This window comes from Streptomyces sp. SPB162, from assembly GCF_029504575.1.
Lineage (GTDB): Bacteria > Actinomycetota > Actinomycetes > Streptomycetales > Streptomycetaceae > Actinacidiphila.
Genome location: NZ_JAQFII010000001.1, coordinates 4,832,781 through 4,854,617, shown reverse-complemented (window position 1 = coordinate 4,854,617; position 21,837 = coordinate 4,832,781). Strand labels below are relative to the sequence as shown.

Annotated in this window: 25 protein-coding genes; 16 read left to right on the top strand and 9 right to left on the bottom strand. The window is 69.9% G+C overall.

The window, feature by feature from the left end:
- Positions 1-72 precede the first annotated feature (72 nt).
- Positions 73-1,590, top strand: coding sequence for a hypothetical protein (locus M2266_RS22320; protein WP_277439768.1), 1,518 nt, complete (start codon positions 73-75; stop codon positions 1,588-1,590).
- Here the strand turns inward: M2266_RS22320 and M2266_RS22315 are convergent.
- Positions 1,543-1,935 (bottom strand): hypothetical protein, encoded by a 393-nt coding sequence (locus M2266_RS22315; RefSeq protein WP_277439767.1) that lies wholly within the window; start codon positions 1,933-1,935, stop codon positions 1,543-1,545. The two genes, M2266_RS22320 and M2266_RS22315, sit on opposite strands and share 48 nt — an antisense overlap.
- Positions 1,936-2,129: 194 nt before the next feature.
- Between M2266_RS22315 and M2266_RS22310 the strand changes: the two genes are divergently transcribed.
- Positions 2,130-2,798, top strand: a complete 669-nt coding sequence (locus M2266_RS22310) for an ATP-binding protein (protein WP_277439766.1) — start codon at positions 2,130-2,132, stop codon at positions 2,796-2,798.
- Positions 2,799-3,093: 295 nt separating this feature from the next.
- Here M2266_RS22310 and M2266_RS22305 read toward each other — a convergent pair whose 3' ends face one another.
- A complete protein-coding gene (locus M2266_RS22305; protein ID WP_277439765.1) occupies positions 3,094-3,861 on the bottom strand; it encodes a SigE family RNA polymerase sigma factor in 768 nt (255 codons plus the stop codon).
- Positions 3,862-4,092: 231 nt separating this feature from the next.
- On the opposite strand from M2266_RS22305, the gene M2266_RS22300 reads away from it, so the two are divergent.
- The 4 genes from M2266_RS22300 to M2266_RS22285 are packed head-to-tail and all read left to right on the top strand — an operon-like array spanning position 4,093 to position 7,479.
- Positions 4,093-4,770, top strand: coding sequence for a response regulator transcription factor (locus M2266_RS22300; RefSeq protein WP_277439764.1), 678 nt, complete (start codon positions 4,093-4,095; stop codon positions 4,768-4,770).
- Between the two features lie 29 nt (positions 4,771-4,799).
- Complete coding sequence (locus M2266_RS22295) at positions 4,800-6,266, top strand: HAMP domain-containing sensor histidine kinase (RefSeq protein ID WP_277441302.1); 1,467 nt, start codon at positions 4,800-4,802, stop codon at positions 6,264-6,266.
- Positions 6,263-6,928 carry a hypothetical protein gene (locus M2266_RS22290; RefSeq protein ID WP_277439763.1) on the top strand — a complete coding sequence of 222 codons (666 nt, stop codon included), beginning with the start codon at positions 6,263-6,265 and terminating at the stop codon, positions 6,926-6,928. The genes M2266_RS22295 and M2266_RS22290 overlap by 4 nt, the downstream gene beginning before the upstream one ends.
- A 17-nt stretch (positions 6,929-6,945) precedes the next feature.
- Positions 6,946-7,479, top strand: coding sequence for a VanZ family protein (locus M2266_RS22285; RefSeq protein WP_346780921.1), 534 nt, complete (start codon positions 6,946-6,948; stop codon positions 7,477-7,479).
- Positions 7,480-7,646: 167 nt separating this feature from the next.
- Here M2266_RS22285 and M2266_RS22280 read toward each other — a convergent pair whose 3' ends face one another.
- The 3 genes from M2266_RS22280 to M2266_RS22270 form a co-directional block, all read right to left on the bottom strand.
- On the bottom strand, positions 7,647-8,369 hold the full coding sequence (locus M2266_RS22280) for a hypothetical protein (protein ID WP_277439762.1): 723 nt from the start codon (positions 8,367-8,369) through the stop codon (positions 7,647-7,649).
- A 129-nt stretch (positions 8,370-8,498) separates the two neighbouring features.
- Complete coding sequence (locus tag M2266_RS22275; RefSeq protein ID WP_277439761.1) at positions 8,499-8,873, bottom strand: ATP-binding protein; 375 nt, start codon at positions 8,871-8,873, stop codon at positions 8,499-8,501.
- A 104-nt stretch (positions 8,874-8,977) separates the two neighbouring features.
- The gene (locus M2266_RS22270) at positions 8,978-10,144 is read right to left on the bottom strand and encodes an adenosine deaminase (RefSeq protein ID WP_277439760.1); all 1,167 of its coding nucleotides are present in this window, start codon (positions 10,142-10,144) and stop codon (positions 8,978-8,980) included.
- A gap of 100 nt (positions 10,145-10,244) precedes the next feature.
- Between M2266_RS22270 and M2266_RS22265 the strand changes: the two genes are divergently transcribed.
- The gene (locus M2266_RS22265; RefSeq protein ID WP_277439759.1) at positions 10,245-11,021 is read left to right on the top strand and encodes an alpha/beta hydrolase; all 777 of its coding nucleotides are present in this window, start codon (positions 10,245-10,247) and stop codon (positions 11,019-11,021) included.
- Positions 11,022-11,074: 53 nt separating this feature from the next.
- On the opposite strand, the gene M2266_RS22260 is transcribed toward M2266_RS22265, so the two are convergent.
- Positions 11,075-12,058: a LysR family transcriptional regulator gene (locus M2266_RS22260; RefSeq protein WP_277439758.1), complete on the bottom strand. Its 984-nt coding sequence runs from the start codon at positions 12,056-12,058 to the stop codon at positions 11,075-11,077.
- 62 nt (positions 12,059-12,120) lie between these two features.
- On the opposite strand from M2266_RS22260, the gene M2266_RS22255 reads away from it, so the two are divergent.
- Positions 12,121-13,476, top strand: coding sequence for an MFS transporter (locus M2266_RS22255; RefSeq protein WP_277439757.1), 1,356 nt, complete (start codon positions 12,121-12,123; stop codon positions 13,474-13,476).
- A 48-nt stretch (positions 13,477-13,524) separates the two neighbouring features.
- Positions 13,525-13,848, top strand: coding sequence for a hypothetical protein (locus M2266_RS32405; RefSeq protein ID WP_346780954.1), 324 nt, complete (start codon positions 13,525-13,527; stop codon positions 13,846-13,848).
- Between the two features lie 388 nt (positions 13,849-14,236).
- On the opposite strand, the gene M2266_RS22250 is transcribed toward M2266_RS32405, so the two are convergent.
- Entirely contained in the window at positions 14,237-14,464 is a 228-nt protein-coding gene (locus M2266_RS22250) for a DUF397 domain-containing protein (RefSeq protein WP_277439756.1), read from the bottom strand.
- On the bottom strand, positions 14,454-15,254 hold the full coding sequence (locus M2266_RS22245; protein ID WP_277439755.1) for a helix-turn-helix transcriptional regulator: 801 nt from the start codon (positions 15,252-15,254) through the stop codon (positions 14,454-14,456). The genes M2266_RS22250 and M2266_RS22245 overlap by 11 nt, the downstream gene beginning before the upstream one ends.
- Positions 15,255-16,457: 1,203 nt before the next feature.
- On the opposite strand from M2266_RS22245, the gene M2266_RS22240 reads away from it, so the two are divergent.
- Together M2266_RS22240 and M2266_RS22235 are read left to right on the top strand one after the other, a co-directional pair.
- A complete protein-coding gene (locus M2266_RS22240; RefSeq protein ID WP_277439754.1) occupies positions 16,458-16,697 on the top strand; it encodes a hypothetical protein in 240 nt (79 codons plus the stop codon).
- Positions 16,698-17,510: 813 nt separating this feature from the next.
- On the top strand, positions 17,511-17,789 hold the full coding sequence (locus M2266_RS22235) for a hypothetical protein (RefSeq protein ID WP_277439753.1): 279 nt from the start codon (positions 17,511-17,513) through the stop codon (positions 17,787-17,789).
- Positions 17,790-18,301: 512 nt separating this feature from the next.
- Here M2266_RS22235 and M2266_RS22230 read toward each other — a convergent pair.
- Positions 18,302-19,072, bottom strand: a complete 771-nt coding sequence (locus tag M2266_RS22230; RefSeq protein WP_277439752.1) for a GntR family transcriptional regulator — start codon at positions 19,070-19,072, stop codon at positions 18,302-18,304.
- Between the two features lie 198 nt (positions 19,073-19,270).
- Between M2266_RS22230 and M2266_RS22225 the strand changes: the two genes are divergently transcribed.
- Genes M2266_RS22225 through M2266_RS22205 form a run of 5 tightly spaced genes read left to right on the top strand, consistent with a single transcriptional unit; the run spans position 19,271 to position 21,573 of the window.
- Positions 19,271-19,642: a hypothetical protein gene (locus tag M2266_RS22225; protein ID WP_277439751.1), complete on the top strand. Its 372-nt coding sequence runs from the start codon at positions 19,271-19,273 to the stop codon at positions 19,640-19,642.
- A complete protein-coding gene (locus M2266_RS22220) occupies positions 19,642-19,860 on the top strand; it encodes a hypothetical protein (RefSeq protein WP_164299539.1) in 219 nt (72 codons plus the stop codon). The genes M2266_RS22225 and M2266_RS22220 overlap by 1 nt, the downstream gene beginning before the upstream one ends.
- Positions 19,861-19,868: 8 nt before the next feature.
- The gene (locus tag M2266_RS22215; protein ID WP_277439750.1) at positions 19,869-20,051 is read left to right on the top strand and encodes a hypothetical protein; all 183 of its coding nucleotides are present in this window, start codon (positions 19,869-19,871) and stop codon (positions 20,049-20,051) included.
- Complete coding sequence (locus tag M2266_RS22210) at positions 20,051-21,385, top strand: FtsK/SpoIIIE domain-containing protein (protein ID WP_277439749.1); 1,335 nt, start codon at positions 20,051-20,053, stop codon at positions 21,383-21,385. Before M2266_RS22215 ends, M2266_RS22210 begins: the two co-directional genes overlap by 1 nt.
- On the top strand, positions 21,382-21,573 hold the full coding sequence (locus M2266_RS22205; protein ID WP_164299535.1) for a hypothetical protein: 192 nt from the start codon (positions 21,382-21,384) through the stop codon (positions 21,571-21,573). The genes M2266_RS22210 and M2266_RS22205 overlap by 4 nt, the downstream gene beginning before the upstream one ends.
- The last annotated feature ends 264 nt before the right edge of the window (positions 21,574-21,837 follow it).

The following is a 21,837-nucleotide window of genomic DNA, read 5'->3' as shown; positions in this document are numbered from 1 at the left end:
GCGGGGCAGTCTTGACCCGCGGGGGGTGTTGCGTTTGAGGTACCCGTTCACCCGTACTGTCGGAGGATCCCTGTGTGGGACGGCTTCACCGGGGTTCTTCCCTACGTCGCCATCAGCGCGTTCCTGTGCTTCCTGGTGCCGTCCGTCCCGGTGTGGCTCGGGCGGCGCAAGGCCCGCGCGGTCGCCGCGGGCCGGGCGATACGGATCCGCGGCCGGCTCCGCGTCGACGCACCCGCGCGCCGGCCCGCCGACGGATCTCCGTACGACCCCGCTGAAGAGGCCCCGTACGAGCCCCCGCCCAGCACCTCCGAGCGCGGCGAGCTGGTGGCACTGCCCGGTGGGCCGTTGTACTTCCTCTCGTCGGAGGGCCCGGTGCTGGAGCTGCCGCCCGGCGGCACCTTCGAGCGCACCCTGTACGCCCGCGCCGGGTCCGCGCCCGGCTCCGGCCGCCGGATCGTGCGGACCGCGCTCGTCCACCGGACGCCGTCGGGCGGCAGCCTGCGCGTGGAGACCGCCCGGGGGGACAGCCACGCCCTGCGGGCCGCCCTGGAGGCGCCCGCGTCCGGCGGGCCGGCCCCGCGCGCTCTGCCGGCCCGCCTGCCGGTCTGGTGCGCCGTCCTGGCCGTCCTGGCGCTGCTCGGCGCCGTGCCGGTGGCCTCGATCGCCGTGTTCGGTGAGCGCGTCACCGCCCATGTCACGTCGAACACCGGAGACGACTACTGCGGTGTCGGCTGGACCGACCCCTGGGACGGCTCCCGCCGGGACGCCGAGGTCGACTGCATCCGGGCGGACGACCGGCAGTACCGGCGTGGTGACTCCCTCGATGTCATCGCCCTGCCCCGGCCGCTGCGCGGCAACGCCTTCGACACCGACAGCCTCCCGATCCTCGGCGGCCTCTACGCCGCAGGACTGCTGGTGAGCGCGGTGGGCTTCGCCCTCGGGCAGCTGCGGTGGAGCCGCCACTGGCGGCCCTCGGAAGCGGTCCCCGCCGCCGTCACGACGCCGGAGCGGCCCGAGCCGCCGCCCGGCGACCCGGTGCTGTCGCTGGCCCGGCCCCTCGACCGGCTGCTGGCCCGGCGGCTCCATCTGCCGCCGGACTTCCACGACTCGCCCTGGTGGCGGGTTTCCGTCCTACGGAAACTGGCCCTCCGCGACGGCGTCTCGTTCGGTGGCCTGACGCTCCTCGGCCTGGCTCTGGTGCTCCTGCGCGACCTGTGGATCCATGACGGCGACGCCACCGTCTGGATCGCGCTGATGTCCCTCACCGCGCTCGGAGCCGCCGCACGGGTCGTGCACCGCGCGGTCGACGCCACCCGCGTCGTCCGCACCCTGCTGCGCGCGGTCCGCTCCGGCGACCCCCAGGAGCTCCGCTACGCGCTGCTGTACATCGCGGAGGCCGCCGACACCAGCTGCCTGTGCCCCGACAACTCCGAGACCCGGCACGTCGAAGTGGCCGTCGCGAAGGCCTCGATAGGCATCGCGATCCCGGTCGCGGCCGTGCCGAGGGCCAGGACCGGAACGGCGGACGCGGACGCGGGTTCCTCAGCCGGGCAGGAGCTCGGACACCTGGCCCAGGAGCGGCAGCTCTGACAGCGAGTCCCCGTCGGCGAGCGGCCCGGTCAGGGCGCCCGTCGACACCGGCTTGAAGTCCGCCACCTGCGGCGTGACGACGTTGTCCAGCGGGTCCGTGCCGGTGTGCGCCAGCGGGTTGAGCGCCAGATGCTTGATGGGCCCGAGCGCCGCGCCCAGGGCCGAATGGGTGCCCAGCGTCGTTCCGAGGGCCGAATCGGCCCCGAGGGCGGCGTCGGTGAGGGCCGGCGCCGCCGTGCTCGCCGAGGCCGAGCCGCTCGCCACAAGGGCGGCGGCCGCCGTGACGGTGACGGTGGCCGCGACGCGCAGCAAGGAGTTCCGCTTCGGACGGGCGTGGTGCGACATGGCCACCTGCTTGGCATAGGGAGTGCGGAGATCGGGTGGGAACGCGGCGCGGAGACGCGCCCGACGGGACACTTCACGGCGCGACACCGCGAAGGTCACCACTCGGCCACCCAACGTAGTCGGACGCGCACAGACCGTCCAAATCCGCGACCGGTGGGTCACCCGCACGGCGTAATGCCGCACACTGGTGTCTCGTGAGTTCCTCTCTGCCCGGCACCCTCCCCGCCGCCCGCGTGATCCTGCTGACCGGGCCCTCCGGGTCCGGCAAGTCGTCCCTGGCCGCCCGCACCGGTCTGCCCGTGCTGCACCTCGACGACTTCTACAAAGAGCACGACGACCCGACCCTCCCCCAGCTGCCGCACGGCGCCGGCACGGACTGGGACTCGGCGCTGTCCTGGGACGCGGACGCGGCGGTCGCCGCGATCGGCACGCTGTGCGCCACCGGGAGCGCCTCGGTACCCGAGTACGACATCGCGTCCAGCTCCATCACCGGCGAGATCCATGTCGAGCTGACCGGTTCCCCCGTCTTCGTCGCCGAGGGGATCTTCGCGGCGGACATCACCGACCGGTGCCGCGATCTGGGGTTGCTGGCGGACACCCTGTGCCTGCGCGGGCGACCGGCCGTCACGGCCTGGCGGCGGTTCCGGCGCGATCTGGCCGAGGGCCGCAAGTCGGTGACGGTCCTGGTGCGCAGGGGCTGGCGGCTGATGCGCGGCGAGCGGGCGATCGTCGCCCGGCAGACGGCGCTGGGCGCCTACCCGTGCGGCCAGGACGAGGCGCTGCGCCGGATCACCGCGCTGCCACGGCGGCCTTCCGCTCCGCGGCGGTCGGACCGACCGGCCGACATACCCGTGGACGCGTAACCGAACGAACCGAACGAACCGTACGGAGGCCGGCGGCCCCGCGGCCCGCACACGTCGCACCACCGAAACGCACGGCGGGCCCCGGCCCCACGTACGAACCCGTACGCAAGCCCGTACGCAAGCCCACACACAAAGGTGCGGGGCCAGGCAGTCCCCCCGGACTGTCCGACCCCGCACCCACCGCGCTCCCCCGACCGCGGTATTCCCCCGTACCCCCCGGTTTTCCCCCGTTCCCCGTTCCCCCGTGCCCCCCCAACCGGTCCCCCGACCGGCGTTCTGTGGACGGTCCGGATCGTCAGGCCACCAGCTCGCCGAACGACTCCTCCTCGTCGCGGCCGAAGCTGAGCGCCTCGTCCTCGCGCATCCGGCGCAGCGAGCGCCAGATGCTGCTCTTGACCGTGCCGACGCTGATGCCGAGGATGTCGGCGATCTCCGGGTCGGTGCGGCCCTCGTAGTAGCGGAGCACCAGCATGGTGCGCTGGGTCTCGGGAACCTTGGCCAGCGCCTGCCACAGCACGGCGCGCAGTTCGGTGCCGCCCATCGCGTCCGACTCGCCGACCGTCTCCGGCAGTTCCTCGGTCGGGTACTCGTTGAGCTTGCGGCGGCGCCAGGCGCTGATGTGCAGGTTGGTCATGGTGCGGCGCAGGTAGCCGCCGACGGCCGCCTTGTCGCTGATCCGGTCCCAGGCGCGGTAGGTGGAGAACAGCGCGCTCTGCAGCAGGTCCTCAGCCTCGTAGCGGTCACCGGTCAGGTGGTAGGCGGTGGCGTAGAGGGAGGCGCGGCGCTCCTTGACGTAGGCGGTGAACTCCGCCTCCGCCAGGCTGTCGTGGCGCGGTGCCGGAATCGTGGCCGTGACCGCGGCGGCCGGTGCGGCGCCGCCGTCGATCGCCGTCATGTACGGCGGACGGTTGCGGATCACCTGGCCGGTGCTCTGCGCCGTCTGCCGTCCGGTGCCGCGAGCGCACCCCCGTCCGCTCGCGGCACCGGACTTACCGTCGTTCCGGCCGGCGGTGTGCTGGCGCGGCTGAAGGACTGCGGTGGTGGTGCTGTGCAGTGCGTTCATGTCGCGCCCCCGTCGGTGGAACCGTCTTGGTGATATTCGGCGTCGGTCTCCGTGTGGATGCCTGCCGAGGTCCATAAGACTGCCGGGCCAGTTTCATGGCGCTGTCCGCCAAGTGTCACAGGCCCGTCACAGAGACTTCCGGCACGCGCAAGGTGGCGCCGGAGGGCGATCAGCGAGGTGAGATCCCCCCGTGCTCGTTACAAGGGCTTCCGGTAGGCCACAATGACCGGCGTGCCTTTCCTGTTGCTTATCGAGGATGACGACGCCATCCGTACCGGCCTCGAACTCGGCCTGTCCCGCCAGGGCCACCGTGTGGTCGCCGCTGCGACGGGCGAGGACGGCCTGAAACTGCTCAAGGAGCAGCGTCCCGACCTGATCGTGCTGGACGTGATGCTGCCGGGCATCGACGGCTTCGAGGTGTGCCGTCGCATCCGGCGGACCGACCAGCTGCCGATCATCCTGCTGACCGCCCGCAGCGACGACATCGACGTCGTGGTGGGACTGGAGTCGGGGGCCGACGACTACGTCATCAAGCCCGTCCAGCCCCGGGTGCTCGACGCCCGGATCCGCGCCGTGCTGCGCCGCGGTGAGCGCGACAGCACGGACTCCGCGGCCTTCGGCTCCATCGTGATCGACCGTTCGGCGATGACGGTGACGAAGGAGGGCGAGGATCTGCAGCTGACGCCGACCGAGCTGCGGCTGCTGCTGGAGCTGAGCCGCCGCCCCGGCCAGGCCCTGTCACGGCAGCAGTTGCTGCGGCTGGTGTGGGAGCACGACTACCTCGGGGACTCGCGGCTGGTCGACGCCTGTGTGCAGCGGCTGCGCGCGAAGATCGAGGACGTTCCGTCGTCACCGACCCTCATCCGTACGGTCCGTGGTGTCGGTTACCGCCTGGACACGCCGCAGTGACCGACCGGTTCTTCGGCTGGGCCTCCGGCATGCTGCGCTGGACCAGCCTGCGGCTGCGGCTGGTCGCGGTGTTCGCCGCGGTGGCGCTGACGGCCGCGGTGTCGGCGTCCGGGATCGCGTACTGGCTGAACCGTGACGCCGTGCTGACCCGTGCGCAGAACTCCGCGCTCAACGACTTCCGCGACTCGCTGCAGCGCAACGCCGCCTCGCTGCCGGTCAACCCGCCGTGCGAGGGGCTGAAGAACGCCGCCGACGAGATGGGCGGACCCGGCCAGTACGCGGTCCTGCTGATCGACAAGACCCCGGACAACGGGCCGTGCGCGGCACCGTCCGCCCGGGACGTCTTCACCCTGGACGACGTGCCGAAGGCGCTGCAGGACGCGGTGAACACGCGGCACAAGCAACAGGACAACAAGTACCACCTGCACTGGCTGCGGATCTCGCTGCACGGCACCCCGTACCTGGTGGCCGGCGCGAAGATCATGGACGACGGCCCGACCGGCTACATGCTCAAGTCGCTGGACGCCGAGCGCAAGGACCTCAACTCCCTCGCCTGGTCACTGGGGATCGCCACGATGCTCGCGCTGATCGGCTCCGCCCTGCTGGCCCAGGCCGCCGCCTCGACGGTGCTGCGGCCCGTCCAGCGGCTCGGCGTCGCGGCGCAGCAGCTCGGCGAGGGCCGGCTGGGCACCCGGCTGAAGGTATCGGGCACGGACGAACTCGCCGAGCTGTCCAGGACGTTCAACAAGGCGGCGGAGGCGCTGGAGACGCGGGTGGAGGAGCTGAGCGCACGGGAGGCGGCCAGCCGCCGCTTCGTCGCCGACATGTCGCACGAGCTGCGCACCCCGCTCACCGCGATCACCGCCGTGACGGAGGTGCTGGAGGACGAGGCCGACTCCCTCGACCCGATGATCGCGCCCGCCGTGCGCCTGGTGGTCAGCGAGACCCGCCGGCTCAACGAGCTGGTGGAGAACCTGATGGAGGTCACCCGCTTCGACGCGGGCACCGCCCGACTGCTGCTCGACGAGGTCGACGTGGCCGACATGGTGACCGCGTGCATGGACGCGCGGGCCTGGTTGGACTCCGTCGAGCTGGACGCGCCGCGCGGCGTCTTCGTCCGCCTCGACCCGCGCCGGCTCGACGTGATCATGGCGAACCTGATCGGGAACGCGCTCAAGCACGGCGGCTCCCCGGTCCGGGTCTCGATGCGGACCACCGACGACCAGCTGGTCATCACCGTCGCGGACAACGGCCCCGGCATTCCCGAGGACGTGCTGCCGCATGTCTTCGACCGGTTCTACAAGGCGGACGCCTCGCGCGCCCGTTCGGAGGGCAGCGGGCTCGGCCTGTCGATCGCGATGGAGAACGCGCACATCCACGACGGTGACATCACCGCCGCGAACGCCCCCGACGGCGGGGCCGTCTTCACCCTGTACCTGCCGGTGCGGCCCGCCGAGGCGCTGCCCGAGGGCGACGAGGACGGCGGCCGACCGTGACGACCCTGACATCCCTCCTGAGAACCGGCGCCCGCTCCTCGCGGGCCCGCACGCTCCGCACCGCCGCGCTGCTCGCGGCCCTCGTCACCGCCGCCACCTGCGGCTGCGGCATCCGCACGACCACCGTGCCGGTGGACGCGGGGCCCGCGCCCACCCGCGTGTCGTGCGCCGCGCCCAGTGCGGCCGTCCCGTCGGAGACGCCCGGCACCACCGTCGTGAAGGTGTACCTGGTGTGCAGCGCGCTCGCCGCGCAGGTCACACGGACCCTCACCGTCCCCGACGGCGCCTTGGCGCGCCCGGCGCCGGCGGACCGGCTGGTCGCCGCCCACGAGCTGCTGGGCCAGCTGCAGCGCCGGCCGTCCGCCGCGGAGGCGGAGGCCGGGTTCGCCACCGAGGTGCCGGGCAACCTGGACATCTCCGGTCCCCTGCGGGGTGATCCGAAGGACGCGCTGCGGCTGAGCCTGTCGCTGGACGAACTGCCGTCCTTCGCCCTGGCCCAGCTGGTGTGCACCTTCGAGGCGGCGCCCGGGGTGGGCACGGCGGACCACACGGTGCTGCTCGGCGGTCCGAACCCCGAGGACCACATCAAGCGCTACGGGTGCACGTCGGCGCTGCGCACCCGGCCGGAAGCGGCGGACACGGCGGGAACCGTCGTGAAGTGAATGGCGTCATTCCCCTCGTGCAGCCTGAAGCTCCGATCCTGAAGGCACGCGCGATGGGCCTGGCGCTCACCGCCGTGCATCTGACCTTCGTCGGATGGCTGATGCTGCGGCCGCACTACGTTCCCTGGGTCGCGGCGCCCAATCTGCGCCCGCTCGGCACCATCCGCGCCGACCTGGCCATGAGCCCCTTCGAGGCCGCCCGCCGACTCCTCGCGGGACTGGTGCTGCTCGCCCCGCTCGGCTTCCTGCTGCCGATGACGGGCGGGCGGATCCGCACCCCGGGGGTCGGGTCGTTCGCCCGGACGGTCTTCGCCGGACTGATGGTGTCGCTCTCCGTGGAGTTCCTGCAGACGGTGGTGCCGGGCCAGATCTTCGACATCGACGCGCTGCTGCTGAACACGGCCGGCGTCGCGCTGGCCTATCTGGCGGTCGTCCCGGCGGCCCGGCGTCTGCTGCGGCGGCGCGGGGCCGGCGCCCGCACCCGGCCAGGACCCCAGGCCCGGTCTCAGGGGTCGTCCCCGCGGACTACCAGGGTCGGGATCGCCCCGTAGAGCGACATTCGTCTCGGTACGTGCTCGTAGCGTGGAGACATCGGAACACCGGAACCCTCCGGCCGCCGACCTTCCCGAGGAGTACGAGATGAGCACCCTGGTCCTCCCCCAGCCACGGCTGGGAGGTGCGGCGTCCGCGGACCGGCCGGCGTCCGCGGAGAAGTCCGCTACCGCCGCTTGGTGACCGGCGCGCCCAGCTTCTTCAGCTGCGCGGTCACCACCGGCCGCGGGACGTCGTAGCTCTCGGCGAGGGTGAGGTTCCCGCCGTGGAAGACGCTGACGGTCTCGCCGGTGCGGATCACGACGAAGTCCTGCCGGGCGCCCTTGCCGCCCGCCGCGAAACCGAGGGCGAACCGCAGGTCCTCGTCACCCAGGGCGAGCGCGGGCCGGGTGGCGACCGCCACGGGCACCCCCGTTACGCCCTCGATGACCGGCCGGAACCCCGACGCGCACGCGTGCACCGCGGTACGCAGCGTCGCGATCCGCTGGTGCGCTCCGCCGCCGGCGTAGCGGCTGAGCGTGACGATCACGCTCGGGCCCGGACCCTTCTGCCCGGCCGGGATGAGCGTCCTGACCACCGTCTCCTTCGCCCCCGTCGGCGCGACGCCGGACAGCAGGTCGGCGAGCGGCTGGCACTGGCGCTTGTCGGAGGCCGTCCCCCCGCTCGCGACGGCGTTCGGATCGCCCGCCGTGACCGTGAAGCCCGCCGCGTCCCCCGGCACCAGAGCCGTCCGCTCCAGCGCGGTGCCCGCGGGCAGCGCCGCGGGCGTGCTCGCGGTCGGCCCGGTGGAGGCGCCCGCCTTGCCGCCGCCGGACGATCCGCCGCAGGCCGCGACCAGCAACAGGGGCGCGAGCAGCGCGAATGCGGCGGTTCTCCGAGGAATGTGCACGCGCGGAGCGTAGCAAGAGCGACGGGCCGTACCCCGCCGGGAAGGCAGGGTACGGCCCGTCGCCGCGTCTCGGTCGCGTGGGTGCGCGCCCGACGCGCGGGGTGCGCCGGGCGGGCCGGGTGCCTACGGTCAGCCGAGCAGGCCGCCGGGCAGTGCGTTGCTGGACACCGGGCCGGTCGGCAGACCCTTGGTGGGCAGGCCCTTGGTGGGCAGACCCTTGGTGGGCAGACCGCCGAGGAGGCCGCCGACCGGGTCCTTCTGGGCTTCCGGCAGCGTGGAGCCCTTGCCGGTGAGCAGGGTCTTGGTGGACTCGGTGGCCTGGCCGAGGCCGGGCAGGGTGTTGGCGACCGAGCCGACCGGCAGTTGGTCGAGCACGGAGCCCGCGGTACCGAGGGCGTCCACGGCCGGGAGGGAGGCGGCGGCCGAGGCGGAGCCTGCGGCAGCGGCGGCGAAGGCGACGCCGAGAGCGGCGGCGCCAAGAGTCTTCATGGTTCGGGTCGTCATGGCTCCGGAACGTAGTCATGACATCACGAAGGGTGCAAGCGGGGGAAACACGTGCGGGCGTGGCCGTAACCCGGGGGTCACGGCCACGCCCGCAGGCTTTTCGATCAGCCCCGCGCCGCGGCAGAACCGCTGGCCAGCGCCGGTGTGACGACGGCCTGCTGGAACAGCCACTCGGCCTTCAGCTCGGCGTATCCCGGCTTGATTACGTCATTGATCATCGCGAGACGTTCATCGAAAGGGATGAATGCTGATTTCATCGCATTGACCGTAAACCACTGCAGGTCATCGAGGGAGTACTCGAACGCCTCGACCAGGTGGTCGAATTCACGGCTCATGCTCGTGCCGCTCATCAACCGGTTGTCGGTGTTCACCGTGACCCGGAAGTGCAGCCGGCGCAGCAGCCCGATGGGGTGCTCGGCGTACGAGGGGGCCGCCGCCGTCTGCAGGTTGGACGTCGGGCACATCTCCAGCGGGATCCGCTTGTCGCGGACGTAGCTCGCGAGCGGGCCCAGCTTGACCGCACCGTCCTCGGCGACCTGGATGTCGTCGATGATGCGCACGCCGTGCCCGAGCCGGTCGGCGCCGCACCACTGCAGCGCCTGCCAGATCGAGGGCAGGCCGAATGCCTCGCCCGCGTGGATCGTGAAGTGGTTGTTCTCCCGCTTGAGGTACTCGAAGGCATCCAGGTGCCGGGTGGGCGGGAAGCCCGCCTCGGCACCCGCGATGTCGAAGCCGACGACGCCGAGCTCGCGGTAGCGGTTGGCGAGTTCGGCGATCTCCAGCGAGCGGGCCGCGTGCCGCATCGCGGTCAGCAGCGCGCCGACACGGATGCGGTTGCCGTCCTCACGTGCCCGGCGCTCGCCCTCGCGGAAGCCCTCGTTGACCGCTTCGACGACCTCTTCGAGGGTCAGTCCGGCTTCGAGGTGCTGCTCGGGGGCGTAGCGGATCTCCGCGTAGACGACACCGTCGGCCGCGAGGTCCTCGGCACACTCGGCGGCGACCCGCACCAGCGCCTCGCGGGTCTGCATGACCGCGCAGGTGTGGGCGAACGTCTCCAGGTACCGCTCCAGGGAGCCGGAGTCGGCGGCCTCGCGGAACCAGGTGCCGAGCTTGTCCGGATCGGACTCGGGCAGACCGGCGTAGCCGATGGCGCGGGCGAGGTCGACGATCGTGCCGGGGCGCAGCCCGCCGTCGAGGTGGTCGTGGAGGAGCACCTTGGGCGCGCGACGGATCTGGTCCGGGGTCGGGGTGCTCGTTTTCTGGCTCTGCATCCACGAACGATACCGCCTACGCGCGTAGATCACCTCTCGGGGCGGAATATTTTCCGCACGGACATGTAGTCCACACCCTTCCGTCTGCCATCGTTGGGCCATGGCTTCGCAAGCACTGACGGCGCGAGGTGCCCGGCTCGGCCGGCCGATCGCGCCGGGACTCGTTCCCGCCCCGCGGCGCGAGACCGGAGAGACGGTCCGCGCCGTCGCCCTCGTCCTTCCCGGCGGTGATCCCACCAGCACCCGGCGCCCCTCCTCCCTGGCCGCCGCCCTCGTGCGGCCGCTCGCCCGCCACCTCGTGCGGGAGGGCAGGCCCGACGGTCTCGCGGCCCACGTCGTCCACTACCGCTACCGCGGCTGGAACGGCGGCAACGCCCATCCGGCGGCGGACGCCGAATGGGCCGTCGGCGAGGTCGTCCGCCGCTACGGCGACGTCCCGGTCTGCCTCGTCGGCATGGACATGGGCGCCCGCGCGGCCCTGCACGCCGCGGGCCACCCGGCCGTCAACTCCGTCGTCGCGCTCTCCCCCTGGCTGCCGCCCGGGGAGGAACCCGATCCGGTGAAGCAGCTCATCGGGCGCAAGGTCCTCATGGCGCACGGCACCGACGACTTCGCCACCGATCCCGAACTCTCCTACCTCCTCGCGGAACGCGCGAAGAAGGTCAACCGCGACGTCTGCCGCTTCGAGGTCCACACCGACGGCCATAGCCTCCACCAGCACCGCGCCGAAATCTCCGCTCTGACCACCGACTTCGCCTTAGGCGCCCTGCTGGGCCGCCCCTTCGCCCGCCCGATCGCCGACGCACTGGCGGCTCCGCCGCCGCTGGGTCTGCGGATGCCGCTGGCGTCGGGGTTCGGACTGACGTCGCACCGCTGAACGCTGCGCGCTCGCGTTGGAGAGTGCAGGGCCCCCGGCGCCCGCACTTCTGTTCACCGCGGCAGCAACTGCCCCCGCCGTGACAGCAGGAACTTCTTGAACGCCGCCACCGGCGCCGTGTCCGGGTGCCCGTCCAGCCACGCCACCCCGATATAGCGGACCGCGCGTGGCGCCGAGACCGTCAGCTCCACCACCCCGGGCCGCGGTACCGCCGGCGGCGGGAGCAGGGCCACGCCCAGCCCCGCCGCGACCAGGCCGCGCAGCGTCTCCGCCTCCTCGCCCTCGAACGCCAGGCGCGGTACGAACCCCGCCTCGGCGCACAGGTCGTCGGTGATCCGCCGCAGTCCGTACCCCGGTTCGAGGGCGACGAACAGATCGCCCGCGGCCTCGTCGAGGCGGACCCGCTTACGGGTCGCGAGCCGGTGGTCGGCGGGGACCACCAGACTCAGCCGCTGCTCGTCGAGCCGCCGCACCACCAGGTCCGGGGCGTCGGGCGGCGGCGACGTCAGGCACAGGTCGAGTTCGCCGGCGCGCAGCCGCTCCAGCATCGCCTCGGCGTAGTTCTGGACGAGCTGGAACTGCACGCGCGGATAGTCCGCGCGGAAGTCCCGCAGCAGCGACGGGACCGTCTCGGACCCGAGCGTGTGCAGGAAGCCGAAGGCGACCTTGCCGGTGTGCGGGTCGGCGTCCACCCGTACCGCCTCGGCGGACCGCTCGACCTCGCCGAGCGCCCGCTCGGCCGACGCCAGGAAGGTGTGACCGGCGCGGGTCAGCCGGACGTTGCGACCCCGGCGGGCGAAGAGCGCGACCCCCAGGTCGTGCTCCAGCCGGACCATCGCCCGACTCAACGTCGACTGCGGCATACCGAGTTGCTGCGCGGCGCGGGTCACGTGCTCGTGCCGCGCCACGGCGGCGAACTGGGCGAGGCGGGGCGCCAGCACCGCGGCCCAGGACTCGCTGTCGAGGCCCGCCGGAGAGATGTCTTTTCCGTTGCGGGACGGTGACAGGCGCCCCGCTGAGCTGCGTTGATGCTCCACAGCATCAATTATGCACCGTCTGTGCATTGGACGCATAAATAGTGCGGGCCTAGATTCAGGGCATGCCTCCCGCCGATACGGAGGCGTCCGCCGCACCGCGCGCGGGCGCCTTCACTCCGTCGTCCCCCGACACCACCGCCGAGCACGCCCTCAAGCTGAGCCCCGGCAGCCCCGGCTACCGCCGCGCCAACTTCGCGCTCTTCGCCGCCGGACTGGCGACGTTCGCGCTCCTCTACTCCACGCAGGCGCTGCTCCCCGCGATCTCCGCCGACCTCGCGCTGACCCCGGCGCAGGCGAGCCTGACGGTCACCGCCACCACCGGCGCCCTCGCCATCGCGCTGCTGCCGGTGAGCGCGCTCAGCGAGAAGTACGGGCGCACGGCGGTCATGACCGCCTCCGTCTTCAGCGCCGTGCTGCTGGCGCTCGTGATCCCGTTCGCCCCGGACCTCACCACGCTCGTCGTTCTGCGCGCCATCCAGGGCGCGGCCCTGGCCGGGCTCCCCGCGACAGCCATGGCGTACCTCGCCGAGGAGATCCACCCCAAGGCGGTGGCCTCCGCGATCGGCCTGTACGTGGCCGGCAACAGCATCGGCGGCATGAGCTCGCGGGTGTTCTCCGGAGCGGTCTCGCAGGCGCTCGGCTGGCGCACGGCACTCTTCGTCGTCGGGCTCGTCGCACTGGCCTGCGCGGTCGCGTTCCGCCTGCTGGTGCCGGCGGCCCGGAACTTCCAGCCCGGGCCGGTCAACCCGCGCGCCCTGTGGCGCACCGTCACCGGCCATCTGTCCAACCCGCTGCTGCGGCGGCTCTACGTGATCGGCCTGCTCTTCATGGCCGTGTTCGGCGCGGTCTACACCGTGCTGGGGTATCGGCTGATGGCTTCCCCGTTCGGGCTCTCGCAGACGGCGGTGGGTCTGATCTTCCTGGTGTACCTGGTCGGGACGGCGGCATCGGCGGGTTCCGGCGTGCTGCTCGGCCGGGTCGGCCGGCGGGGTGCGCTCTACGTCGCGGTCGCCCTGGCGGGGAGCGGGCTGCTGCTGAGCCTTTCGTCGTCGCTGGTGCTGGTCCTGGCCGGACTCGTACTGATCACCGGTGGGTTCTTCACCGGCCACTCCGTGGCGTCGTCGGCGGTGAGCCGCACGGCGACGACGGGGCGTGCGCAGGCTTCGGCGCTGTACCTGACGGCGTACTACGTGGGCAACAGCGTCGGCGGAACTCTCGGCGCTTCCGCCTATCACTCCGTGGGGTGGGGCGGGACGGCGGCGTTCGGTGGTGCGGCGCTGGCGGGAGTGGCGGGGGTAACGCTTTACGCGACGCGCGTCGCCGCGCGGACAGTGCGGGCCGGTAGCGGGTCGGGCGCCGGGCCCTCCGGGGTGGGGCTTCGCAATCGACTGTCCACGGGCCTGGCGGCCCACAAATAGCTCGGCAGCATCGACGTGGCCGAGGCCCGGCCCCATGTGAACGTGCAGATGCTGCCGTTCCGCGCCGGCGCCCACCCGGGGATGAACGGGTCGTTCTTCGTCATCCAATTTCCGGAGCGGTTCGCACTCAAGCCGATGATCTACCTGGAAAACCTGGCGGACACGTGGGCCAAGCGCGGCGATAGTGCTGTGGAGCGGTACGGGAACGGCCGTCCGCGGCTCCAAGGACCCGCAGGGGCCCGCCCTGCTCTTCACCGCCGGCGCCTGGCGGTCGTTCGCGGCCGGCGGTCGGGGACGGCGAGTTCCCCGGGGTCTGAGCGGAGGGGGACGGGGGCGGAGGGGGTGTGTTTCGAAATGCTGCCCAGGTACTAGCTCTATACCTACTCTACCCGGCCAGGAGGTCAATAAACCCTCTGACCTGCGGCTTTGGCGATTTTTGGGTTGGATTGCCAAGGCCGCAGACGACTCGCGGCGGAGGGCGGTGGAGAGAGTTTGAGGTCTGGTGGTCTGTGGGGCGAGAGCATGACAGGGGGTCCGTAAGCTGTCGGCGAATGTGGGGCCGCAGGCTCCTCAGAACGCCTTTGGTCCCACTGGGCCCCCTGTCTTGCTCTCGGAGGGGCCCCACTGATCAGCAGACCTTAAAGTCTCGGAGCCGCCCGGTCTCCACGGGTCTGATCATCCGGTGAAGCAACCCGCAGCCGATCAACATGCGTCAGCCCCGACAGATGGCGATGCCTGGGCTGACGCGGCGTTGCTGGTGTCAGTCGATGGCGGGGAAGTCTCCGGCACGCACACCCGCGACGAACGCAGACCACGCGTCGGCAGCGAACAGCAGGGCGGGCCCATGGGGATCTTTCGAGTCGCGTACCGGAACGTCGGCGTAGCCGTCCGCGATTTCAACGCAGCTCCCTTGGTCCGAGCCGCTGTAGCTGGACTTCCGCCAACCGGTCAGCGTGGATGCCTTGGGGGCGATGTGCTCACTGTTCATCGTGTCCGAAGTCCTTCGCTGTCTGCCTCAAGAGGGCAAGTGACTCTTTGAGCGGCAACGCGTCGCCTAACGCAAGATCGTAGGCGCCCTGGAACCGTTCCACTAGCGCCGGACTGTCGTGGACCTTGCCCGTATGGAGCCCCTCAACGTAGGCGATCGGGGGTTGGTCTTCGAACCACATGAGCGTGACCATGCTTTGGAGCAGGGAATGCGCCCCAACGCCGAACGGGAACACGTGTACACGGATACGGGTGCTGTCCGCCAAGTCGACGAGGTGCATGAGCTGTTCCGCCATGACCGCTGGCCCGCCGATCGGACGCCTTAGCACCGCCTCATCCAACAGCGCCCAGACGATCGGCGTCACTGGGTCGGCAAGTATGTGCCCGCGTTTGAGGCGTGTGACAACGGCCCTGTCACGCGTTTCCTCGCTCATGGGAGGGAAGCCCGCTCGGAAAGCTGCGTGGGCGTACGCCTCCGTTTGGAGGATGCCCGGCACGTACGAGAGTGCGAACTCTCGGATCATCGATGCCTGTTGTTCGAGCTGCTTGGCGTTCTCGAAGTAGTCGGCGACAGGCGCGCCGTCCCCCGTGGGAAGGAAGCTGGATAAGACGTTTCCCGTGTTCAGGGCTCTGTCCAGTTGCCGCGCGTCCTCTTCCGACGGCCACCGCCGGCCAGCTTCGATGTGGGCGATGTGGCTACGAGTCATGGTCGCTGCGTTGGCAAGAACCTGTTGCGTCAGCCCGGCTTTCTCCCGCTGCTCCTTGAGCCATTCGCCGTAAGCCATCGCCATAGCTCAACGCTCCTTTGTGACCCGTTGGTTGTCACTCGGCTACCCCTGTTGAGCCTACGCACCGGAGGGCAACGCTGGCAGTACACACAGCGACGGCGGAAAAGCGAGGCAGTCCGATGGATGCGAGACAGCAGTCAGCCGACACCGATGTGAGGCGCATCGCGGAGAACGCGGCGGATGAGCTACGCGACGCGTTCGCCAAGATCGGGTTCCACGTGATGGTCACACCTGAGCCCCCAATCCACGGTCGAGCATTCGTATCCATTGCCCCACTCCGCCATGACGTGGTTGCCCGGCTGATTGACCGGCTCGGGGAGTGGGAGCGGTGAGCCCCCACAGGCCGCCGGGGGCCGCTGATGACATTCGCGTCGGCACCGTTGCGCGGGACACCACCCGACAGCAAGTCGGGCTCGTGACGGCCATTGAGGGGCGACGAGTCAGCTTGCGTGCTCTTGGCTCCGGCCGGTCCTGGGACACCGACAGGGCGACGCTGCGGCGCGTTACGGGACTCGAAGAAGCCAGCACGCGGATAGCCGTCGCCCACGATCAAGAGAGGTGGGGCAAATGAAATCCGGCGCACGGATGCCCGGCTTGCAGATTCCGACACTTGCCGGGCTGCCGCCAGTTGCACAGACGGGTGACGCGAACCTATGGCAGTCGGGCCGTTGCTGGCTTTGGTGCGGGCAGGAATCGACACGCGTCCTGTGGATCGGCGCTGCGACTGTCAGCGGTGCGACCGGCCATGTCTACGCCTGCGAATTCTGCATGCAGGTTCTCGCTGATCAGGTCTGGGATTCGCTCATGGTCGGCATGCCGGAAGAACCCGACTACGGGCAGGCCGCATTCGCTCCACGCGTCCCCCCACAAGCCCCGGCGAGCCCAGGACGGCACCGGAGACCTCATGGCCTGTAGCAGGCCCCTAAGCCCCTGCCCCCGGGCGGCAGGAAGGTCAACACGCCCGCCCGGGAGCGGGTCACCCCCCCAGAAGGAAGAGAGAGCGCACATGTGGGCAATCCAACCGAGCGCGTGAGTGTCATCGAACATCAACATCAAAGGGAGTCGTTATGAACTGTACGAACTGCGGAGCAACAGTGATCCAGGGGCCGGACGGCCGTTGGTCATGCAACTGTGGAGCTTCTGGAGGCATCGCTCCTTGCCCCCGTCCACTACTGCCGCTCCTCCCGGTTGCGGCACACTGAACCCATGACCGACGACGCCAGCCACGGAACTCACATGTCACCGACGATGCGGTGTGAGAAGTGCCTGCAACCGGTGATTGAGGGCCCGGACGGCGGTTACGTCTGCGGGCTGTGCTACCACGTCGTTGAGCCCTGGGGCTACGAGGAGCGCCGCAAGGCGGGCATTAAGGAGGCGGCCCAGGTGAGGCGCGAGAAGACCGAGGTACGGCGGCAGGCCAAGGAGCGCAAGATGAAGTCTGCCTAGCACTGCTCCCAGACGGCCCCGGTTGCGCCTCCCAGGCATGACCGGGGCCGTCTGTTGCCTGCCCTGAGCCGCATGACCGTTAGACATCAGCTCGGCACTCATCAGGATAAGTAGTTGACGCTCTCGACAGGGGGCGCGCATGCTCTTCACTCGTAAGGATGAGTCGCGACAGGTTGACAACCTGCCCTTCTCGTCTCGATCGCGTGAAGGGACAAGAGTTGATGTTGAACAAGAATCGCCTGCGGGCCGTGGTCATTGCCGCGTCGATGGTGGCGGCTGCCGTCCTCGGCGTGGGGTCGGCGAGCGCCCAGAGGGCTCCCGAACCGGGGTCGCCTGCACCCAGGACCGCCGCCGTGGCTACCTCCTCGTCATGGACGCAGTGGTCGACGGTGCGCGTGAACGGCCTCCGCCTGCGTTCCTACGGGGGCTTCGGGCCCAACGTTCGGGGTCACCTCTACCGGGGCGACCGGGTGGAGATCATCGGGAACGCGCGCGGGTCGTGGATGCACGTTCGGCTGACGCGTCGTAGCGCTGGTGGACTACGGGCGGGTACGACCGGTTGGGTTTGGAAGTACTACCTCAACGGTCCTGTCTGCCACTCGTACACGACGTGGCCGTGCAGCGCCTGGCGGTGACGTTGAGCCTGTGATCCTGCGGCCCCTCCCTCATTCAGGGGGAGGGGCCGCAGTGTTGCTGGCGGGACGGGTGGGGTGAGTTGTCGCGTTCCGTACACAACTGGCTGCGGTTTTGCTACTTTTGCTTTTGCAAAGGATTTCGCATATGCGTGCGAGGTCCTGTGAGGAGGTGTGTCCGGTGGAGGATGACGCATCACCGGATGTGTGCGGTCTGGTGTGGGTGCGCGAGGCGGGCTACATCAAGGCATGGGCGGACGCCAGGGACGCGGCTGAGGAAATGAACCTGGTGCTGGTCTCCCTGGGCGTAGGGGCGCGGGAGTTACGGGCGGTGGCCGCTACGGATCAAGCCGGATTCGGCCTGGTGCGGTTCAAAGGCTCACCTGGTGCCGTGCGCAAGTTGGCTTCCCTGTTGCGGAACTGCGATGACAGCCCGCCGATACCGGATGCATGGTGGTAGCGGTCGTGGCGGGTGGCGAGCTGGCGCAAGCGGCCGGCGCTGTGAGGCTTTGCGGTTGAAGCCTTACAGCGCCGTCCGCACCCGGCCGCACGGCTTGAACCCGTCTGTTGTGGCGAACGGTTGACGCGGGAGGGTGGAGGCATGCGGCGTAAGACGGTCGGCCAGCGATACCGAACCCGGTCGGGTGGCACGGTGTGCGTGGAAGAGGACAAGGATGGTCACCAGTGGGTGACGTGTTCCGGTTGTCGGCTCAACGCGTATGCCCCGGGCGTGAGTCCAGCGAAGTTCGCAGCACGCAAGCACGCGGATGCCTGCCTTCGATGATCCGAGCGACGATTGCCCCCGCTGGCTGTGGCTGGCGGGGGTTTCGCGCTGTCTGGGGTGCCCTGGTGTCCGGTGGGCGGCGGGCGCCCGGACGGGACCGGCCGCCAGGCCGCAGCCCGGACGGGGCGGCCTGGCCGCCCGGCGCGCCGCAGGCGCGCCCTTGAGTAAGTAGAGAAAATCTAGACCGATCAGCCTGCCCGCTTGGGCGGGGTCTTGTCGGCGGTGACGCGGAATGTGAGGCGGGCTTGTTCGGCGCTGACTTTGAGTTCTTCGAGGAGTAGCGGCCTGCCGTCCGTGCCGTGGGTGACGCGGTGGGTGATCAGGATCGGTGCGGATTCCGGCATGTTGAGGGTGGTTCGCTCGTCAGGGAACGGGCTGCGGGCCGTGACGGTCTCGGACCACTCAAGGACTTGTCCGGCGGCGGCGAAGAGTCCGTAAATCTCGGCGGGCGCGGTATTCGGTTCCTCTGCCAACGAAGGGAACCGTTCGGCTACATCGAACGGGATCACGGTGCGGTGGCTGGCTCGGGCGTGGGTGGTTGCTTCCACCAACAGCCTGTCAACGGCGAATGCGGCCTCCTCGTCGCGCTCCAGGAACGCAGCGGCAGCACCTATGGTCTCGGTGCGGGTCACCGTGGGGGGCTCGATCTCGGTGAACTGCTGTTGACCGGCCGTGAATGTTTTCCCGCTGCGGGTGATGGTGCGCTGAATGCTGGTGGTCGGTGCGGACGGTCGGCGAACAAAGGTTCCCTTGCCGTGTTGGCTCTCCACCAATCCCATGGTGCGCAGTTCAGCGACAGCCGCGCGGACGGTGGGGCGGGAGACCTTGTAGCGCTCCATCAACTGCGTCTCGCTGGGGAGTACGGTTCCCGGCGGGAAGTCGCCTGCGGCGATGGAGTCGGCGAGACGGTCCGCGAGCTGCCGATACATGGCGCTGGGGCGGATGATGTCACCCGGCATGGGTGCCTCCTCGTAGTGTCTGCTGCTCGGCCACAGTGTCAGTGGTGCGTGCTATAGGCGATGTCTGCCCAGCACTCGTCAGAATAAGTGCTTGCGCTCAACCGTCAAGTTGATCCACGCTTACAACTCATCAGGACAAGTCTTAAGCGAACAAGCTGACGGGCTCGTCAAGGTCGAGAAAGCGGGGGCAGTGCGCTCATGCAGAACATTCCGGTGGACACGGCACGGCTTGGAACGATCATGTGTGTCGTTCCTCCTGAGCCGAGGATCAACACCGAGACGGGACAGATCCGCACCGACCGCGACGGCAACACGATTTACGTCGTCGGAGTATCGGTGCGGCAGTTGGCCAATCGGCGGGCTGATGTGATCGAGATCGCCGTACCCGTCAAGCCGGTCGGCCTCGCTGAGGGGATGCGGGTAACGGTCGCCGACTTGATCGCGGTCGCCTGGGAGATCGACGGGCGCAAGGGAACGTCCTTTCGCGCTTCGGGGATCACCAGCGAATCGGCTACGGCCACGGTGAGTGGCGGGGCCGTGAAAGCCAAAACGGCCGGCGGGGAGAACTGATGGCCGGGGACTGGCCTGACCTGCGAGAACGGCTGACCAACCTGGGCGCCATCGCGGAAGTGGTGGAGGCTGCCCCGCTCGATCCTGATACGAGGCGCCTGACGCTCACACGCATCGCTAGGGACGCGACCGAGGCGGCAGAGCTGGCACTCGGCCTCGCCGCCCAAACATCGAACGGGGGTGACGACTGGTGGCACAAAGACGCACAGACGTGGTGACCGCGCTCATGCGGGATCTGCAAGTGCTGGCCGGGACGCAACGGCTGTTGGCGGTACTTGAGGACGTACCGACGCTTCGCTACCTGCTCTCGCTGACGGCCGTACATGCCGAGTCGGCGGCTCATGGGGCGCGTCTGGTGCTGCTGACGCTGGAGGAGCGTCCGGAGGAGAGGAACGGGGGTGGCGGGTGATGCCGTGGGAAATGTGGATCTGGGTGATCTCAGTAGCGCTGATCGTGGTCCTGCTGTCGCAGCGCTATTGGGAGGACCGGCTTCCCGGCTGGCTTGGGCGGCTTCGTGACGTGCCGTGGCGCTGGTATCTGGTCGGGTTCCCCTCAACGGTGGTGAGGATCCGGTGGACTTGGCGGAAGTTGTGCACCAATGCCGATCTGACGGTGACCAACCGGCCGCGTCAGGCGGTGGTCGGCGGTGACTTCCTGGTGAAAGCCACAGCACTTCGACCGATCCCGCCACGGTTGGGGCTGCCTCGGGCGACCGGGAACGGGCTGACGGTGCGGGTGCATCTGCATCCGGGACAGACTCCGGCGCCGTTCATGGCTGCGAGTGAGGCGCTGGCGCATGCCTGGCGGGTTCACTCGGCGCGGGTGGTCTCTCCGCGACGCGGTGAAGTGCTGATCACGGCTACGGCGCGTGATCCGCTGGCCGATGGCGCGGGCAGGCTTCCTGTCCGGCCGGTGCGGGTGCTCGCTGCGCTGGTGGGCCGGATCGAGAACGGCGCGGCCTGGGAGATCGACTTCCGGCAGGTGCCTCACTGGCTAGTGGTCGGCGCGACGCAATCGGGGAAGTCCACCCTGCTGGCTGCACTGGTTGGGCAACTGGCTCCACAGCCGGTGGCGGTGGTGGGTATCGACTGTAAGGGCGGCATGGAACTGTCGTTGTTCGAGGCTCGGCTGTCCGCGCTGGCGTGCAATCGCCGGGAGGCTTCGGGGCTGCTGGGTGGGCTCGTGATCGAGGCTGAACACCGCATGGCCGAATGCCGTGCGGCGGGGGTCCGATCCATTTGGGAGCTGGGCGAGGATGTCCGGCCGGTACCGATCGTGATCCTTGTCGACGAAATCGCTGAGCTGTACCTGACGGACGGCTCCCGTGACGCTCGGCAGGAGGCGGCCGAATGTTCTACTGCGCTCCTGCGGCTGGCTCAACTGGGTGCGGCGCTCGGTCTTCACCTGGTGGTGGCCGGTCAGCGCGTCGGCTCCGAGCTGGGGCCTGGCGTGACGGCACTGCGTGCGCAGCTCGGCGGGCGGATCTGTCACCGCGTGAACGATGAAGCAACCGCAGAGATGGCGCTCGGTGATCTGTCTCCGGATGCCGTGATGGTGGCCCAGTCGATCAGTGAGGACGAACAGGGCGTCGCCGTTACGACGATCGGTGGTCACTGGCTTCGGGCTCGCTCGACGCTCACCACGACCGATCAAGCACGTCGTACCGCCGTTCTGCACGCGAAGAACACCCCGGTCCTGCCGGGACTGGTTCACGCGATCGGCACGGGAGGGAGTTCGGCATGAGCGAACAAGCAGCGCTCCCGCTGGTCGTAGTGCTGGGGATCATCACGGTCCTGATGGTCCGCTCGCGTGAAGTCTCCTGGTGGCAGGCGACGTTGATCGGGCTGTTCGGCTTCTATCTGGCGCTGACCCCGGCGGTGTTCATGATCAGCGAACTCGTGACGTGGATCATCGCGCGTTTCTCGAACTGACCAACTGACAGGAGGGCGCCGCGATGTCCCGTCCGATCCGCTGCCGCCGTTGCTCCCGTATCCGCTACTACACCCGCGCTGGACGTCTGCGGCCCTGCCGCTGCCGTGGCACCCGGCTACGGGATCGGGGAGCGGGCTGAGCACCAATCCCACTCGGCGGGCCGGTCACTGATCGTGCCCGCCGGCCAGCACACACCGTGAAAACCGCAGGTCACAACGACAGGAGATCCCCATGCCATTCGCAACCCGCGCGCACTCGATCAC

What these genes read in the sequence shown, in the direction of transcription:
- M2266_RS22315 (WP_277439767.1), bottom strand. Translation starts at nt 1,935, where the DNA reads ATGTCGCACCACGCCCGTCCGAAGCGGAACTCCTTGCTGCGCGTCGCG.
- M2266_RS22305 (WP_277439765.1), bottom strand. Translation starts at nt 3,861, where the DNA reads ATGAACGCACTGCACAGCACCACCACCGCAGTCCTTCAGCCGCGCCAG.
- M2266_RS22295 (WP_277441302.1), top strand. Translation starts at nt 4,800, where the DNA reads ATGCTGCGCTGGACCAGCCTGCGGCTGCGGCTGGTCGCGGTGTTCGCC.
- M2266_RS22275 (WP_277439761.1), bottom strand. Translation starts at nt 8,873, where the DNA reads ATGACGACCCGAACCATGAAGACTCTTGGCGCCGCCGCTCTCGGCGTC.
- M2266_RS22270 (WP_277439760.1), bottom strand. Translation starts at nt 10,144, where the DNA reads ATGCAGAGCCAGAAAACGAGCACCCCGACCCCGGACCAGATCCGTCGC.
- M2266_RS22265 (WP_277439759.1), top strand. Translation starts at nt 10,245, where the DNA reads ATGGCTTCGCAAGCACTGACGGCGCGAGGTGCCCGGCTCGGCCGGCCG.
- M2266_RS22255 (WP_277439757.1), top strand. Translation starts at nt 12,121, where the DNA reads ATGCCTCCCGCCGATACGGAGGCGTCCGCCGCACCGCGCGCGGGCGCC.
- M2266_RS32405 (WP_346780954.1), top strand. Translation starts at nt 13,525, where the DNA reads ATGCTGCCGTTCCGCGCCGGCGCCCACCCGGGGATGAACGGGTCGTTC.
- M2266_RS22250 (WP_277439756.1), bottom strand. Translation starts at nt 14,464, where the DNA reads ATGAACAGTGAGCACATCGCCCCCAAGGCATCCACGCTGACCGGTTGG.
- M2266_RS22245 (WP_277439755.1), bottom strand. Translation starts at nt 15,254, where the DNA reads ATGGCGATGGCTTACGGCGAATGGCTCAAGGAGCAGCGGGAGAAAGCC.
- M2266_RS22240 (WP_277439754.1), top strand. Translation starts at nt 16,458, where the DNA reads ATGACCGACGACGCCAGCCACGGAACTCACATGTCACCGACGATGCGG.
- M2266_RS22230 (WP_277439752.1), bottom strand. Translation starts at nt 19,072, where the DNA reads ATGCCGGGTGACATCATCCGCCCCAGCGCCATGTATCGGCAGCTCGCG.
- M2266_RS22225 (WP_277439751.1), top strand. Translation starts at nt 19,271, where the DNA reads ATGCAGAACATTCCGGTGGACACGGCACGGCTTGGAACGATCATGTGT.
- M2266_RS22220 (WP_164299539.1), top strand. Translation starts at nt 19,642, where the DNA reads ATGGCCGGGGACTGGCCTGACCTGCGAGAACGGCTGACCAACCTGGGC.
- M2266_RS22215 (WP_277439750.1), top strand. Translation starts at nt 19,869, where the DNA reads ATGCGGGATCTGCAAGTGCTGGCCGGGACGCAACGGCTGTTGGCGGTA.
- M2266_RS22210 (WP_277439749.1), top strand. Translation starts at nt 20,051, where the DNA reads ATGCCGTGGGAAATGTGGATCTGGGTGATCTCAGTAGCGCTGATCGTG.
- M2266_RS22205 (WP_164299535.1), top strand. Translation starts at nt 21,382, where the DNA reads ATGAGCGAACAAGCAGCGCTCCCGCTGGTCGTAGTGCTGGGGATCATC.